We start from the raw sequence: 15,703 nt of genomic DNA on the forward strand, positions 1-15,703 counted from the left end.
CATCCCCCTCTAACCAAACCCTCATACCCTGACGCCCATGACCCAGGTAACCCCTCCCGGCTGGTACCCCGACCCCGGACAGTCAGCTGACGGTCCCCGCACCGAGCGTTGGTGGGACGGAAACGTATGGACGGACCAGGTACGCGCGGTGGGAGCCGCCGCCGGGTTTGGTGGTGCGCCGCCCGCGGCCCCGCAGGGCTATCCGCCCTCCGCCCCCGGATACCCGGCCTATCCCGCCTACCCGACCGGCCCCCGCCGCGGTCTGCGCACGGCCATAGCGATAGGCGTCGCCGTCGTCGTCCTCGCGGGCATAGGCGGCGGCGTGTACTTCCTCACCTCCGACGACGACAAGGGGGACAGTGACAGCGCCGCCAAGTCGCCCTCCCCGTCCGCCCCTTCGAAGCCCGGCCCGGAGGAGCCGCAGGACCCCGAGCAGTCGCCCGGCGGGCCCTCCGAGGCGCCGCCGAGCGAGGAGGGGTACGCCACCGACGTGGCCAGCGGCATCAGCCTGCCCGTGCCGGACAAGTGGACCGGCCAGTCCGGTCAGCGCGGCGGCGCGTCGGTGAGCGTGGATCCCTATCCCTGCCCCAGGGAGACGTCCAAGACCTGCACCCGCGGCGGCGCGTACTCCAGCCCGGCCGAGGCCCTGAAGATCGACGCCAAGACGGCGGAGGCGGCCGCCAAGGCCGACATCGCCGTGAACGCCAAGGGGTCGTACGGCGGAAAGACCTACGGAAAGGTCACCTCGCACAAGGAGTTGGCCTCGAAGGCCGTCACCGTCGCGGGCCAGAAGGGCTATCTCGTCCGCTGGAAGGCGGTCACGGAGAAGAGCGACGACGGGTACGTCCAGTCGCTCGCGTTCCCCTCGCCCTCCGACAAGTCCATGCTCGTCATCGTGCGCTTCGGTATCGACGTCAACGACAAGTCCCCGAAGCTGTCCGTGATGGACGAGATCACCAAGGGGATCAAGGCCGCGCCCGGCGGCGGAGGCGGCAACGGCCAGGAAGTGTGACGCGCGGGGCGCCGCCCCGGGGAGTCTTGGCCGGGCGGGCCGGAACCACGCAGGGTTCCGCCCGCCCGGCGAGGGCCACGCCACCCCCGTCCCCACGGTGCGGCGCGGCGCAGGCAGATCGGGGCCCGTCATCCATCGGGCCCCGGTCCACGATCAGTCGGGCTCTGTCAGCCCCAAAGCGGGGAGCACGCACGCCTCCACGAAGCGCGCCAGATACTCCTCGTCCGCGTACTTGCCCTCCAGGACCGGGCGGGCCCGGACCACGCCGATGAGCTGGGCCGTGATGAACCTCGTCGCCGGGTGGTCCGCGGCGATCTCGCCCCGTGCCACTCCGCGGGCGACCAGCTCTTCCAGGGCCCGCGTCTCGGGCTCGACCAGCGCTTCCCGCAGCGCGTCGCGCAGGTCCTCGTCCTGTAGGACCGCGTGGCTGAGCGCCTGCACCAGCATCGAGTCGCGGCTCGACCACTCCCCCGCGGCCCGCGCCGCCTCGCGCAGATCACCGGCGAGCGTGCCGGTGTCGATGCCCGCGAAACGTACGCAGCGGTTGGCGCGCAGGGCGGCCGCCACGAACTGGGGCTTGGTCTTCCACTGCCGGTAGAGCGTGGACTTGCTGCAGCGGGTGCTCGCCGCCACGCCCTCCATGGTCACGGCGTCGTAGCCGCACTCGCGGAGCTGGTCGAGGACGGCGTCGTAGAACTCCTGCTCACGCTCGGGCGTGATCTTGGAGCGGCGCGACGAGCCCACGGGGTCCGCTGTCGTTGCGTCTGGTGCCTGGTCCCGCGTCATGACTCTTCTCCTCGATGCGGCGGCTTCATCAGCCCTGCGGCTTCATCGACCCTACCGATACGCCAGTGTACCGGTACGGCGTCGTATCGGTACACTCGCGTATCGGTACACTGGCGTATCGATGAGTGGGGCGATCCTCCACTCACTACCCGCACCACCCAGTCATCACGTAAAGGGGCCGGGGGATGGAATCCCGAACCGAGCCTGCCGAAAGGGAACCGGACATAGCCGTCCGGGAGCCGGACACATCTGCCCGACCGCCCCTCGTCCGCGAGCTCCTCCTCGTCGCAGGACTCTTCCTCGTCTACAAATTCGGCAGGCAGCTGGCCAACGGTCACACCGGTGAGGCCTTCCGCAACGCCCGGCGCGTATGGGACGCCGAGCGCGCCCTGCGCCTGCCGGGCGAGGGCGCCGTCCAGGACGTGCTGCTCAGCGGCGACACCCTGGTGCACATCGCGAACACCTACTACGCGACCGTGCACTTCCCGGCCACCGCGCTGTTCCTGATCTGGCTCTACCTGCGGCGGCCCCGGCACTACGTATGGAGCCGGCGGGTGCTCGCCGCGCTGACCGCGGCCGCGCTCGTGCTGCACCTCACCTTCCCGCTCGCGCCGCCCCGGATGCTGGCCGCGGCGGGCCTTGTGGACACCGGGCAGGTGTACGGGCCGACGGTGTACGGGGCCGCGCCGCAGACGGACTCGATGGCCAACCAGTTCGCCGCGATGCCGTCCCTGCACTTCGGGTGGGCGTTGATGCTCGCCGTCGGGCTCATCGCCGCGACCTCCTCACGGTGGCGCTGGCTGTGGCTGCTGCATCCGCTGATCACCCTGCTCGTGGTCGTCGGGACCGCCAATCACTACTGGCTCGACGCCATCGCCGCGACCGCGCTCCTCGGGATCGCGCTCGCCGTGATCAAGCTGCGGGGTCCCGGGCGCTCGCTGGTCGTACGACGGCACGCACCCGCCCGTGAGCCGGCCGCATCGGGGGTCACGCGGTGAACGCCACCCTCCTCGCCGTCGCGCTCTCGCTCGTCTCCGCCGCCGCGTACGCCACCGCCGCCGTGGCCCAGGAACGCCTCGCATCGCGCATCGCGGACAGCGGCAACGGCGGCCTGCGGCTGCTCGCCAGCGGCCCCTGGTGGTCGTCGGTCGGCCTCAACGCCTCCGCGGCGCTGCTGCACGTGGCGGCCCTGAAGTACGGGCCGCTCACCCTGGTCCAGCCGCTCGGCGCGCTCACCCTGGTCGCGGCCGTGCCGCTGGGCGCGCGGCTGGCGGGACGCCGGGTCACCCGCCTGGAGTGGCGCGGCACGGGGCTCACGCTCATCGGGCTCGGCGCGCTGCTCCTGACCTCGTCCGGGCCCGCCCCCGACGACACCCTGAAGCTGCCGGAGGCCCTGTCCGTCGCGGGCGTCACGATGGCGGCCATCGGCGTGCTCTCCCGTCCGGGCACACGCCCGGGTCTGCGGCACGCGACCGCCTCCGGGTTCGCGTCGGGCGTCGCGTCGGCGCTCACCCAGACCGTGACGGTCGCCGCGACGGACCGCTCGGGACCGCTGCTCAGCCCGCAGGTGATCGTCGTGACACTGCTGGTCGCCGCGTTCGCCGTGAGCGGCCTCTTCCTCTCCCAGACCGCGTACCGCGGTGGCCTCGGCGCACCACTCGCGGTCGTCACCCTGGCCAACCCGCTGGCAGCCGCGGCCATCGGCGTCACGCTGCTCGGGGAGCGCCTGCAGGGCGGCGCGGCGGGCCTGCTCCTCGCGGCGGGTGGTGGGGCACTGGCGGCGTACGGAGTGGTCGTACTGACACGGTCACCGCAGGCGGCCGAGGTCACCCCGCACATGCCCGCGGAGGACTTCCTCCCGTCCATTCCGGCCCAGGCGGAGCCCTCCGCGGTGAAGCTCTAGCGTCCCGTCAGGGGTGCTTACCCAAGGCCGCGCGAGTCCTGCTTGAGCGCCGTGTCGACGGTCAGGGCCGTCGCCACGACGAGGCTCAACAGCGGCTCGGGCAGCTGATAGTGGATCTGCAGGACGTAGTTGTCCGCAGTCGTGAACATCGTCTTGGCGAGGCCTTCCCAGGTCTTCGTGATCCGGGCGACCTCGTTGTCGGCGTGGTCGACGATCGAGAAGTTCCAGGCACGCCAGTTCTCGGCCTTGATCGCGCCGGCCTGCTGGCCGTTGACCATGATCGCGAAGTTGATCTTCCCGATCATGTTCTGCTGGACGATCTCACCGATCGGCTGGCCGTCCGGGCGCTCGACGATGACCCGCGACTTCATGAACTTGCGGGGGCGGGTCAGCTGGAGCACCGGCCGGCCGTAGGCGTCGCGGATCTCGAGCTTGTGCGTCATGAACTGGTCGACGCTCGCGACGAAGCGCGCGACCTTCTTCAGCGTGCTCTGCCCGACCTGGACGACCGAGCCGAGCGCGTTGCCCGACTGGTCCATGACGCTGTACTCGTTCGTCAGCTCGATGAGCTTGGCCTTCTGGTTCACCACCAGGACCGGCTCGGTGAACAGCGTGCCGCCGCCCTGCGCGCTGGGCGCGACGCCCGCCTGCTGCTGGACCTGACGCTGCACCTTGGCCGGATCGGCCTGCGGGACCGCCTGCTGCGGGTGACCGTACTGGCCCTGGCCCTGCTGCTGACCGAACTGCCCTTGCTGCTGGCCGTACTGAGCCTGCTGCTGGGCCGGCTGCGGCTGGACCGGCTGGGCCTGCTGCGGAACCTGCTGGGCTCCCGGCTGCCCGCCTCCGGCCTGCTGGTCCGGGCTGGTGTGCTGGGTCCACTGGGAACCGTCCCACCAGCGCAGCAGCTGGGGCGCGCCCTGGGGGTCCGGATACCAGCCTGCAGGAGTGTTCGAATGCGTTGTCACTCAGGCACAGTACCCCCATGGGCGGGGCGGTCCGCCAGCCCTTCGCCAGTGCTGTGACGTCGGACTCACCGCCCCGCCGCACGGGGACCGGGCCTACGTCAGGCCGAGACGATCGCGGGGTCGCTGACGCCCGCCTCGCCGTTCTCCACGTGTCCCGCGAGGCGCCGCAGGAACGTGGCGTCCGCGTCCGACTTCACCGTGACGTCGTACCAGCGCTTGCTCGCCCGCAGGTCGACGGTGTGCTCGACGGTGCCGCCCGCCTTCACCTTGAACGTCTCGGCCGCGCCGCCGTAGGCGTTGGTGAGCGTGAGGTTCAGGTCGGCGCCGCCCGCGTTCTTCAGGGTCACGTTGAGGTTGCCGGTCGCCTTGTCGTGACGGGCGGTCACCTCCGGGCCCGCCGTCTTGCCGGGGCCCTGGAAGACCCGCAGGAAACCGTTCGGGCCGAACACCGACAGGTCGTACGCGCCCTTCGAGTACGCGGTGTTCCAGGTGTCGGAGATCTTCTTGCCGGCCTCCGTCGTGTACGTCCAGGGGCCGTCCGTGCGGTTCCCGGAGCGGACGTGGAAGCAGACGCCCGCGGCGTCGCCCCCGCTGAAGGTCAGCGTGAACTTCCCGTCGGCGGGCGTGCCGGCGCCGTCCACCAGCGGGGCGTAGCGCAGCGGCCGTGCGGGCCGGGAGCCGGACTCCTGGGCCGGCAGGTCGCCCTTCGCCGGCGCCTTGGGCACGTAGTCGGGGTGCCGCTCGTGGTCCGGCGGCTGGTACGCGGCGGTGTCGGGCAGCTTCGCCGGGTCGGTGTCCTTGCCGGCGAAGTCGAAGGCGGAGGTGAGGTCGCCGCAGATCGCGCGCCGCCACGGCGAGATGTTGGGCTCCTGAACGCCGAACCGCTTCTCCATGAACTGGAGGATCGAGGTGTGGTCGAGCACCTCCGAGTTCACGAACCCGCCGGTGCTCCAGGGCGAGACGACGACCATCGGTACGCGCTGGCCCAGGCCGTAGTGCCCGGCGGCGTAGGAGACGCTGCCGGGGTAGTAGTCGAGCGTCGTGTCGACGGTGGACTTGCCCTGGTTGGCGTCCTTGGGGACGTACGGCGGGACGACGTGGTCGAAGTAGCCGTCGTTCTCGTCGTACGTGATGAACAGGGCGGTCTTGGCCCACACCTCGGGGTTGGAGGTGAGCGCGTCCAGGACCTGCGCGATGTACCAGGCGCCGTAGTTGACCGGCCAGTTGGGGTGCTCGGTGAAGGCCTCGGGGGCGGCTATCCAGGAGATCTTCGGAAGCTTGTCGGCCTTCACATCGGCCTTGAGGATGTCGAAGTAGCCGTCGCCCGCCTTGACGTTCGTACCGGTGCGGGCCTTGTCGTAGAGCGGGTCGCCGGGCTTGGCGTTGCGGTACTTGTTGAAGTAGAGGAGCGAGTTGTCGCCGTAGTTGCCGCGGTAGGCGTCGTCGATCCAGCCCCACTTGCCGGCCGCGTCCAGACCGTCGCCGATGTCCTGGTAGACCTTCCAGGAGACCCCGGCCTGCTCGAGGCGCTCGGCGTACGTCGTCCAGTCGTAGCCGAGTTCCTGGTTGCCGAGGACCGGGCCGCCGCCCTTTCCGTCGTTGCCGACGTGGCCGGAGAGCATGTAGTAGCGGTTGGGGTCGGTGGCCCCCATGAACGAACAGTGGTAGTCGTCGCAGACGGTGAAGGCGTCGGCGAGCGCGTAGTGGAACGGGATGTCGTCGCGGGTCAGATACGCCATCGAGCGCTCGGACTTGGCGGCGATCCAGTTGTCGTACTTGCCGTTGCTGAAGGCGCTGTGGCCGCCGGCCCAGTCGTGGTCGAGTCCGGCGATGAACTGCATGCCGAGGTCCTCGGCGTCCGGGTGGAAGGGCAGTGTCTCCTTGCCGCCACCGGACTGGTTCCACACCGGTTTGCCGCTGGGCAGCGTCACCGGGCGCGGGTCGCCGAAGCCGCGTACGCCCTTCATCGTGCCGAAGTAGTGGTCGAAGGACCGGTTCTCCTGCATCAGCACGACGATGTGCTCGACGTCCTCGATGGAGCCGGAGCGGCGCTGGGCGGGCAGGGCGGCGGCGCGGGCGATGCTCTGCGAGAGGGTCGCGAAGGCCGCGGTGCCGCCGGCGAGTTGCATGAAGCGGCGCCGATTGAATTCAGGCATGGGTGATGTCGACCTCGTGTGGTGTGGGGGACGCGGGCGGGTGAAGTGTGTCAAGGGGAGCAAGCACGGGGGAAGGGCCTGTGACCTGGATGTGAAGAGAAGTCCAACCTCTGGTGCGCGGGACACAAATGCGGCCCCCTGGACGGTGATCGCACCGCCCGCGTCACGGGACTAGGTGCCAGGGGCAACCATGCGCGAGGATGTGACGGTCGGCGGGACACAGCGACCGAGGAGAGTCATGACCGTGCGCGTCCATGGCACCTGCGCCCCCGGATTCGAGGGCGTACGCGAGGAGTTCGAGCGCAATTTCGCGGAGCGCGGCGAGCTGGGGGCGGCCGTCGCCGCGACGGTCGACGGGGAGTTCGTCGTCGACCTGTGGGGCGGCGACGCAAAGAAACCAGACAACACGGGCACGCACGCGTGGCAGCGCGATTCGCTGGTGAACGTGTACTCGACGACCAAGGGGATGACCGCGCTGTGCGCGCATCTCCTGGTCGACCGGGGCGAACTGGACCTGGACGCGCCGGTCGCCCGCTACTGGCCACAGTTCGCGCAAGAGGGCAAGGCAGACATACCGGTGCGCTGGCTGCTCAGCCACCGCTCCGGGGTGATCGCGCCGCGCGAGCCGATGACTCCGGACGACCTCTACGACTGGGAGAAGGTGTGCGGCGCGCTGGCCGCGACGCCCCCGTGGTGGAAGCCGGGCACGGCGCAGGGGTATCACGCCGTGAGTTTCGGCTATCTGGTCGGCGAGGTGGTGCGCCGGATCACCGGGGTCTCGCTCGGCACGTTCCTGCGGAGCGAGGTGACGGAGCGGCTCGGCGCCGATGTGTACGTCGGCACCCCGGTCAGCGAGCACGGCCGGTGCGCGGACCTGGCGCGGCCGGTCGCCGCGTCCGGCACCCAGAGCGGCTTCAAGACCCCGCCCGGGCCACCGGTGCGCTCGCTCGACGACGGCCCACTGGCCGCCGTCACCCTGTCCCTGCAGTACCTCCCGGTGGGCAATGTGAACGGCGCGGCCTATCGCAGCGCCGAGATCCCCGCGGCCAACGGCCACGCCTCCGCGCACGGTCTGGCGACCGTGTACGCGGCACTGGGCGCAGGCGAACTCCTCGGCGCGGCGACGCTGGAGCAGCTGCGGACCCGCCAAGGGGAGCCCGACGAACCGGATCTGGTCCTTGCGGCGGGCACGGCCTGGGGCGAGAAGTGGGAGTGGGGGCTCGGCTACATGCTGAACATGTACGGCCAGGCGGGGCCGAACCCGCGGGCCTTCGGCCACGGGGGCATGGGCGGCTCGTACGCGTTCGCCGATCCGGAGAACCGGGTGGCGTACGCGTACGTGATGAACCGGATGGGGTCGGGGACGTCCGGGGACGACTTGAGGAGCGTGCATCTGGTGGGGGCGTTGTACCGGGGACTCAAGGGCTAGCAGCACGCGCCGGGGCGGCTAACCTCTCCCGATGGAGCACAGCCCCGGTCACAGCCCCCGTCACCGCCCCACCGGGCAGTACGCCGCCGCGGATGCCCGCCGGGCGGACATCGTCGATGCCGCCCTCGTCCTCTTCGCGGAGTCCGGCTATCTGAACTCCTCCCTGGCGAAGATCGCCAGGGAGGCCGGCACGTCCGCCACCGTCATCGCCCATCACTTCGGCTCGAAGCAGCGCCTTCTGATGGCCGTGCTCGAGGCCCGTGACGAGCGCACCGTGCGGACCTTCGGGCGGCTGCACCCCGACTCCGGCGGCGACGACGTCCGGGCGCTCTTCCGGGAGGTGCTCGCCCTCGCGGAGTACAACCTCACCCAGCCGGGTCTCATCCAGCTCTACACCCGGCTCTCCGCCGAGGCCGGCGATCCCGCTCACCCGGCGCACGCGTACTTCCGGGAGCGGTACGAGCGAGTCGTGGGCTCACTCGCTTCCGTACTCCGACGCGCCCTGGACAAGGGGCAGTTGAGGTCCGGCACCGACCCCGAAGGCGTGGCCCGCGAGATTCTCGCCGTGTCCGATGGGCTCCAGGTGCAGTGGGCGATCGCCGAAGGCCGGCTCGACTTCGTGGAGTTGTACCGCGCGCACCTGGACCGGCTGGCCCGCGCCGTCACCGTGGACTACGCGGGTCTGGACGATCGGATGGACGCGGGTAGGGGCCCGGCCTGAAGCGCTCGTAGCGCGCGGCCGTCGTCGGATCGGAGTGCCGCGCCTCCGCGTTGAGCGCGTCCGGTGAGGTGTCGCCCCAGCGGCCGGTCGTGACGCGGCGCTCCGTCGTGTGTACGGCGGCGAGCTGCTCGGCGGGGCTGAAGGTGCAGTGGCCCGCGTTCTCGACGTAGGCCTGTCGCAGCAGCGGTGTGCGGCCCGCGGCGGTGACCGTGTCGCGGTAGGCGCTCTCGGCGCGGACCGGGATGAGGGCGTCGCCCGTGGTGTGGATGTCGAGCTGGGGCTTGGTGAGGCGGCCGGTGAAGGCGACGTTGCGTGTCATGTAGTCGACGGCGGACGGGTCGGCCTTGATGCGGGGCGCGGCGGCCAGCGCGTTCAGGTCGGCGCGCAGGGAGCGGCCCGCGGACTTGTAGAGGGCCTTGACTTCCTTGTACTGGGAGGAGCGGGCGAGCATCGCCGTGTAGTCGACGCCGGTGTTCCAGGACATGCTGCCGCCCGCCCGCTGTTCGGCCTCCTGGCGCCAGGAGAAGGCGGGTGCCTGGACGAGGCCGGTCAACGCCGCGTACTGGTTGGCCTGTTGGGCTGCGTGGTCGTCGGGGGCCGGGCGCGGCCGCTTCGGGTCGTTCCAGCCGGGCACGGCGTGCAGGGCCGCGGCGAGGGCGATGCGGGCGCGGCCCGAAGGAGTGGACTGGGCCCGGGTGAGGACCCCGCCGAGGCGGTCCGCCGCGCCTTTCGCGTCCAACTGGCCGGTGAATCCGGTCAGTTGGATGCCGGAGTCCGGGGCGAGCAGCGTCCGCAGGGCGAAGACGGGGTCGAGGGTGGAGTTCCAGTTGGCGACGCCGCCCTGGACGAGGCCGCACATCGAGAGGGAGCCGTCGATGCGCTCCGGGTGCCGTTCGGCGATCGTGGTGGTGACGAGGCCGCCGTACGACTCGCCCCAGGCGAGGGTGCGCCGGGCCGCGCCGACCCGGGCGGTGAAGGTGTCCAGGGCGGCGAGCTGGTCGGGCACGGCCTGCTCGACGGCCCAGCCCGTGGTGGCGTAGGAGGAGCCGACGAGCGCGTAGCCCTCGCCGAGGAGTTCCTTCCTGACCTGGTCGTCCGGGGCGTTCGATGCCGGGTTCGGGGATCCGGCGGGCCGGTAGCCGTGGCTGAACAGGAGCACGGTGCCGTTCCAGTGCTCGGGGGTGTCGATGACGTACGCGGCACCGGAGGGCAGGGTGCCTTCGATGTGGCCGGACGGTGTGCGGGGCACGGCGGTCGACGGCGATGCGGCGGCGACGAGGACGAGCGCGGCGAGGCCTGTCGCGGTCCTCGTCAGCGGGAACGCGGGCATCAGGAGGGGACTCCTTCCGTGGCGCGGACCTGGGCGGGTTCCGCGGCGAGCGTGGTGCCGCTCGTCTCCCGCATCCGCCACACGGTGAGCGCCGTGACGGCAGCACCGGCGGTGAGCAGGAGGGCGACGGGGGCGCTGGTGTCGTACGAGGCGAGCAGGCTGCTCGCGACGAGCGGGGAGAAGCCGGCGCCGAGGAGCGTCGCGGTCTGGTAGCCGAGGGAGGCGCCCGTGTAGCGCACCCGGGTGCCGAACATCTCGGTGAGCAGCGCGCCGAGCGGGCCGTACATCGTGGACTGGGCGATGCCGTGGCCGATGACGCACGCCAGGATCAGCAGTCCCGGCCTGCCGGAGTCGGCGAGGGCGAAGACGGGGAAGGCCGTGGCCGCCGAGAGGAGCGCGCCCGTGAGCACCACGGGGCGGCGGCCCACCCGGTCGGAGAGGATGCTGGCGGCAGGCATCACGAGCAGGGCCGTGCAGGAGGCGACGGTGACTCCGGTGAGGACCTGCGAGCGCGCGTATCCGGAGTCCACGGCGTACGAGATCATGAAGCTGGTCATCAGGGACTGGGCGGCGAACGGGCCGATGCCGACGCAGGCGGCGAGCAGCACGGAGCGCGGCTTGCGCAGCACGTCGAGCAGCGGCGTCCGCGCCGTCGTCTTCTCGCGCCGCGCGGCGGTGAACAGCGGGCTCTCCTCCACCCTCAGGCGGATGTAGAGCCCGGCGGCCAGGAGCACCAGGCTGAGCAGGAACGGCACCCGCCAGCCCCACGCCCGGAACTGGTCCTCGGGCAGGGTGCTGACCAGGGTGACGACGACCGTCGAGAGCACGGTGCCGAGGGGCGCGCCCAGCTGCGTGAAGCTGGTCCACAGGCCGCGCGGCCGCTCCCCCGCGTGTTCGGCGACCATCAGCGTGGCGCCGCCCCATTCGCCGCCGATCGCGATGCCCTGTACGACACGCAGCAGGACGAGCAGCACGGGGGCCCACACGCCGATGGTGTCGTACGTCGGCAGGCAGCCGATGAGGAAGCTGCCCGCGCCCATCAGGACCATGGTCAGGAGCATCATCGACTTGCGTCCGAGCCGGTCGCCGAAATGGCCGAAGACGATGCCGCCGAGCGGCCGTGCGACGTATCCGGCGGCGAAGGTGCCGAACGCCGCGATCGTGCCGACGGACGCATCGGCCTCGGGGAAGAACAGGTCGCCGAAGACAAGGGCGGCGACGGTTCCGTACACCAGGAAGTCGTAGAACTCCACCGCCGTGCCGAGCAGGCCGGAGAGTGCGACTCTGCGCAACTGGCGTGTGCCGTGCGCTGGTTGGGCGTCAGGCATGGTGGCCCCCTCACTGTCAGACGTAGAAGCGGGACAGGCTGCGCAGGACACAGGCGGGCTTGGTGCCGCCCTCGATCTCGACGGTGCCGTCCACAGCGATCTGCACGCCGCCGCTCACCTCGTCGACGGAGGCAAGCCGTGCGACCAGGCGGATGCGCGATCCCGCGGGCACGGGAGCGGGGAAACGCACCTTGTCCAGGCCGTAGTTGACCTTCGTGGTGACGCCCTGGACGTCGAGGAGCTCGGTGAAGAGGGGGATGAAGAGGGAGAGTGTGAGATAGCCGTGGGCGATCGGGGCGCCGAAGGGGCCCTGCGCCGCCCGCTCGGGGTCGGTGTGGATCCACTGGTGGTCGCCGGTCGCGTCGGCGAAGGTGTTGATCCGCTCCTGGGTGATCTCGGTCCAGGAGCTTGCACCGAGGTCGCTTCCGGCGAGCTTCTTGAGCTCGTCGATGCCGTTGACGGTGGTCGTGATGGGGGTGCTGCTGCTCATATGGCGTTCTCCTGTGGCGAGTTGGTGGGTGTGGTGCCGTAGCGGCGGCGCAGCTCGGGCTTGCGGAGCTTCCCGGAGGCGGTGCGCGGCAGGTCGGCGGCGACGACCAGGGATTTCGGGATCTTGTACTTGGCTAGCTGACCGGCGAGCGAGGCGAGCAGCGCGTCCGGGTCGGGTGCGGCGCCCTCGCGTGCGACGACCACGGCGCGCGGCACCTCGCCCCACTTCTGGTCGGGCACGCCGATGACGGCGCACTCCACGACATCGGGGTGGGCGAGCAGGGCGCTCTCGACCTCGGCCGGGTAGATGTTCTCGCCGCCGGAGATGATCATGTCTTTGATGCGGTCGGCGATGGTGACGTACCCGTCGGCGTCGCGGCGCGCGGCGTCGCCGGTGCGCAGCCAGCCGTCGGCGAAGGCCGCCGCGCTCTCCTGCGGCAGTCCCCAGTAGCCGGGCATGACATGGGGTCCGCGCACGAGGACCTCGCCCACTTCACCGGCGCCGGCTTCCGTGAGGTCGGGGCGGACCACGCGGACGTCCGTGAAGAAGTGCGGTACGCCGGCCGAGCCCGCCTTGCTGACGGTGTGCTCGGCATCGAGATAGAGCACTCCGGGCGAGGCTTCCGTCATGCCGTAGCCCTGCTGGAAGGCAAGGCCGCGCTCGGCGTACGCGGCGATGAGCGGGGCGGGGACGGGGGCTCCGCCGCACATGAGGACGCGCAGCGAGGAGAGCTCGGCGGTGTGCCAGCGCGGGCGGCGCGCCATCTGCTCGTACATCGTCGGCACGCCGAACATCGCGGTGACGCCGTGCCGTTCGACGATCTCGAGTGTCGCGTCGGCGTCGAAGGACTCCACGAGGACGCAGGTGCCGCCCTTGAGGAGAACCGGCAGGGTCAGCATGTTGAGTCCTGCCGTGTGGAACAGCGGGGCGGTGACGAGCGCGGTGGTGTCGGAGGTGAGGTCCGCGTCGACGAGGACGTTGACGGCGTTCCAGGTGAGGTTGGCGTGGGTGAGCATGGCGCCCTTGGGGCGGCCCGTCGTCCCCGAGGTGTACATGATGATGCTGACGTCGTCGCCGGTCACCGGCTCGTCGAGGGGTTCGGCGCTCGCCCCGGACAGCAACTCCTCGTAGTGCGGGCCCACTTCGACGCGTGTGCGCAGGGCGGGCGCGAGCTCGGTGAGGCGTTCGGCTGCCGCGGTGTGCGTAGCGGCGTGGATCAGGGTGGCCGCACCCGAGTCGTCGACCTGGTGGGCGAGTTCGGGGACGGCCAGGCGGGTGTTGAGCGGCACGAAGACCGCGCCGAGCACGCCCGCCGCGAAGAACGTCTCCAGGAAGGCGGGGTGGTTGGGGCCGAGGTAGGCGATCCGGTCACCGCGCCGCACCCCGGACTCCCTTAGGGCGCGGGCGAGTTGAGTGGTGCGGGTGTGGAGTTCCGCGTACGAGGTCGTGGCGCCCTCGTGACGGAACGCGGTGCGGTGCGGGGTCTTGCGGGCCCTGCGGGCGGGCCAGGAGCCGATTCCCTCGTTGCGCATGGGTGGTGACCCCTTTCGGTTCTTCCGGTGGTGTGGTCAGCCGAGGCCGAGCAGACGGGCCGCGTTCTCCTTGAGGATCTTGGGGCGGACCTCGTCCTTGATCTGCAGCTTCTCGAAGTCGGCCAGCCAGCGGTCGGGCGTGAGGACCGGGTAGTCGGAGCCGAAGAGGACCTTGTCCTTGAGCAGCGTGTTGGCGTACTGGACGAGCTGCGGCGGGAAGTACTTCGGCGACCACCCGGAGAGGTCGATGTGCACGCCCGGCTTGTGCGTGGCCACGGCCAGGGCCTCGTCCTGCCAGGGAAAGGACGGATGCGCGAGGATGATCTTCAGCTGGGGGAAGTCGGCGGCGACGTCGTCGACGCACATCGGGTTCGAGTACTTCAGACGGATCCCGCCACCTCCGGGAACGCCCGCGCCGATGCCGGTCTGGCCGGTGTGGAAGAGGGCGATGGCGCCGGTCTCCTCGATCACCTCGTACAACTCATAGGCGAGCGCACGGTCGTTGGGGAAGAACCCCTGGATGCTCGGGTGGAACTTGAAGCCCCGCACGCCGTACTCCTCGACGAGCCGCCGCGCCCGGCGCACGCCCGCCCGGCCACGGAACGGGTCGATGGAGGCGAACGGGATGAGCACGTCGGGGTGTTCGGCGGCGGCCTCGGCGATCTCCTCGTTGGGGACCGGTGCCGTGCCGGTGGCGGACTCGGCGTCGACCGTGAAGACGACGGCGGCCATCCGCCGTTCGCGGTAGTACGCGGCGATCTCGGGCAGGGTGGGCTTCCGGTTGCCCTCGACCTTGAAGTACGAGGCGGACGCGGTGTCGAGTTCGGCGGAGAGGGAGGCGGCGCCCTTGGCGGAGACCTCGGCGTGGGTGTGGACGTCGATGGCGACGAGGGCCTCGGGGTCGATGGCTCCGGTCTTCGGAGTGGCGGCCGTCATGCGGCCGGCGCCTTCGGTGCCTGCGGTGCCTGCGGCGCCTTCGGTGCCTCCGGTGCCTTCGGTGCCTTCGGTGCCTCCGGCGCCTCCGGTGCCTCCGGTGCAGGGATGCCGACGGACTGCGGGGTGCTGCCGACGGAGGTGTGCCAGGCGGCGGCGATCGACTCCGGGCTCCAACCCCCGTCCGCATACGCCGTGTTGACCTCCTCCGGGTGCGACCACAGGGTGAGGCGGTCGCCGCCGATGCCGACGCACTGGCCCGTGACGTCGCGGGCCGCGTCCGACGCGAGGAAGGGGACGAGGGCGGCGCAGTCCTCGGGGGTGCCGAAGCCCTCGCCCTTGCGCAGGAAGCCGGGCAGCGGCTCGCCCCGCTCGCGCAGCGCCTCGACGTAGGGCGCGAAGGCGGGGATGGTCTCGGTCATCGCGGTGGCGGCGACCGGCACGATCGCGTTGACGGTGATGTGCGCCTTCGCCAGCTCCATCGACCAGGTACGGGTCATCGCGACGATGCCGGCCTTGGCGGCGGAGTAGTTGGTCTGCCCGAAGTTGCCGCGCTGCCCGGCGGGCGAGCCCACCAGGATCAGGCTGCCGCCCTCGCCCTGCTCCCGCATGCGGACGGCAGCGGCGCGGGCACAGGTGAACGTACCCCGGAGGTGGGTGCTGACGACGGCGTCGAAATCGTCGTCGGTCATCTTCCACAGCACGCGGTCGCGCAGGATACCCGCGTTGGTGACGAGCACGTCGAGCCGGCCGAACTCGCCGACGGCGCGGGCCACCAGGCGGTCGGCGGCCTCGCCCGTACCGACGGCGACGGGCTCGGCGACGGCGCGGGCGCCGGTGTCCCGCAGGGACGCGGCCGCCCGCTCGGCGGCTTCGGGGTCGATGTCGTTGACGACGACGGCGGCGCCGGCCGCGGCGAGGGCGGTGGCGTAGGCAAGTCCGAGGCCCTGACCGGAGCCGGTGACGACGGCGACTTTGCCGCTGAGATCGAGGACATCGGGGGCATCGACGACATCGGGGGCAGAGGAGTCCAGCACGAGGAGATTCCCTTCAACAGCAACAGGCAACGGCGAACGGTGAGTTCACCGGCGTGCGGCCCGGCGGCACGGCGGCCGGAC

The 15,703-nt window shown here is 71.1% G+C and carries 14 protein-coding genes; 5 read left to right on the forward strand and 9 right to left on the reverse strand.

Annotated features, from left to right (window positions below; translation table 11 throughout):
• Window positions 1-37: 37 nt before the first annotated feature.
• Window positions 38-1,012: a DUF2510 domain-containing protein gene (locus E2651_RS18775; RefSeq protein WP_135332323.1), complete on the forward strand. Its 975-nt coding sequence runs from the start codon at window positions 38-40 to the stop codon at window positions 1,010-1,012.
• A 153-nt stretch (window positions 1,013-1,165) separates the two neighbouring features.
• On the opposite strand, the gene E2651_RS18780 is transcribed toward E2651_RS18775, so the two are convergent.
• The gene (locus E2651_RS18780) at window positions 1,166-1,798 is read right to left on the reverse strand and encodes a TetR/AcrR family transcriptional regulator (RefSeq protein WP_135332324.1); all 633 of its coding nucleotides are present in this window, start codon (window positions 1,796-1,798) and stop codon (window positions 1,166-1,168) included.
• Window positions 1,799-1,983: 185 nt separating this feature from the next.
• On the opposite strand from E2651_RS18780, the gene E2651_RS18785 reads away from it, so the two are divergent.
• Together E2651_RS18785 and E2651_RS18790 are read left to right on the forward strand one after the other, a co-directional pair.
• Window positions 1,984-2,796: a phosphatase PAP2 family protein gene (locus tag E2651_RS18785; protein ID WP_135332325.1), complete on the forward strand. Its 813-nt coding sequence runs from the start codon at window positions 1,984-1,986 to the stop codon at window positions 2,794-2,796.
• Complete coding sequence (locus E2651_RS18790) at window positions 2,793-3,701, forward strand: DMT family transporter (protein WP_135332326.1); 909 nt, start codon at window positions 2,793-2,795, stop codon at window positions 3,699-3,701. The genes E2651_RS18785 and E2651_RS18790 overlap by 4 nt, the downstream gene beginning before the upstream one ends.
• A 17-nt stretch (window positions 3,702-3,718) precedes the next feature.
• Here E2651_RS18790 and E2651_RS18795 read toward each other — a convergent pair whose 3' ends face one another.
• Both E2651_RS18795 and E2651_RS18800 read right to left on the reverse strand, forming a co-directional pair.
• A complete protein-coding gene (locus E2651_RS18795; RefSeq protein ID WP_135332327.1) occupies window positions 3,719-4,666 on the reverse strand; it encodes a phospholipid scramblase-related protein in 948 nt (315 codons plus the stop codon).
• 98 nt (window positions 4,667-4,764) lie between these two features.
• Window positions 4,765-6,822 (reverse strand): phospholipase C, phosphocholine-specific, encoded by a 2,058-nt coding sequence (locus E2651_RS18800; protein WP_135332328.1) that lies wholly within the window; start codon window positions 6,820-6,822, stop codon window positions 4,765-4,767.
• Window positions 6,823-7,060: 238 nt separating this feature from the next.
• Between E2651_RS18800 and E2651_RS18805 the strand changes: the two genes are divergently transcribed.
• Both E2651_RS18805 and E2651_RS18810 read left to right on the forward strand, forming a co-directional pair.
• On the forward strand, window positions 7,061-8,251 hold the full coding sequence (locus tag E2651_RS18805; protein ID WP_135332329.1) for a serine hydrolase domain-containing protein: 1,191 nt from the start codon (window positions 7,061-7,063) through the stop codon (window positions 8,249-8,251).
• Window positions 8,252-8,282: 31 nt separating this feature from the next.
• Window positions 8,283-8,972: a TetR/AcrR family transcriptional regulator gene (locus E2651_RS18810; RefSeq protein ID WP_135332330.1), complete on the forward strand. Its 690-nt coding sequence runs from the start codon at window positions 8,283-8,285 to the stop codon at window positions 8,970-8,972.
• Here E2651_RS18810 and E2651_RS18815 read toward each other — a convergent pair.
• The 6 genes from E2651_RS18815 to E2651_RS18840 are packed head-to-tail and all read right to left on the reverse strand — an operon-like array spanning window position 8,914 to window position 15,619.
• A complete protein-coding gene (locus E2651_RS18815) occupies window positions 8,914-10,302 on the reverse strand; it encodes a hypothetical protein (RefSeq protein ID WP_135332331.1) in 1,389 nt (462 codons plus the stop codon). The two genes, E2651_RS18810 and E2651_RS18815, sit on opposite strands and share 59 nt — an antisense overlap.
• Window positions 10,302-11,630 carry an MFS transporter gene (locus E2651_RS18820; RefSeq protein ID WP_135332332.1) on the reverse strand — a complete coding sequence of 443 codons (1,329 nt, stop codon included), beginning with the start codon at window positions 11,628-11,630 and terminating at the stop codon, window positions 10,302-10,304. The genes E2651_RS18815 and E2651_RS18820 overlap by 1 nt, the downstream gene beginning before the upstream one ends.
• 16 nt (window positions 11,631-11,646) lie before the next feature.
• Complete coding sequence (locus E2651_RS18825) at window positions 11,647-12,102, reverse strand: MaoC family dehydratase (protein WP_135332345.1); 456 nt, start codon at window positions 12,100-12,102, stop codon at window positions 11,647-11,649.
• 14 nt (window positions 12,103-12,116) lie between these two features.
• Window positions 12,117-13,652, reverse strand: coding sequence for an o-succinylbenzoate--CoA ligase (gene menE, locus E2651_RS18830; RefSeq protein ID WP_135332333.1), 1,536 nt, complete (start codon window positions 13,650-13,652; stop codon window positions 12,117-12,119).
• Window positions 13,653-13,688: 36 nt separating this feature from the next.
• Entirely contained in the window at window positions 13,689-14,588 is a 900-nt protein-coding gene (locus E2651_RS18835; protein ID WP_135332334.1) for an amidohydrolase family protein, read from the reverse strand.
• Complete coding sequence (locus E2651_RS18840; protein ID WP_135332346.1) at window positions 14,585-15,619, reverse strand: SDR family NAD(P)-dependent oxidoreductase; 1,035 nt, start codon at window positions 15,617-15,619, stop codon at window positions 14,585-14,587. The genes E2651_RS18835 and E2651_RS18840 overlap by 4 nt, the downstream gene beginning before the upstream one ends.
• Window positions 15,620-15,703 lie beyond the last annotated feature (84 nt).

Origin of the sequence: Streptomyces sp. MZ04 (genome assembly GCF_004684775.1) — a bacterium.
Lineage (GTDB): Bacteria > Actinomycetota > Actinomycetes > Streptomycetales > Streptomycetaceae > Streptomyces.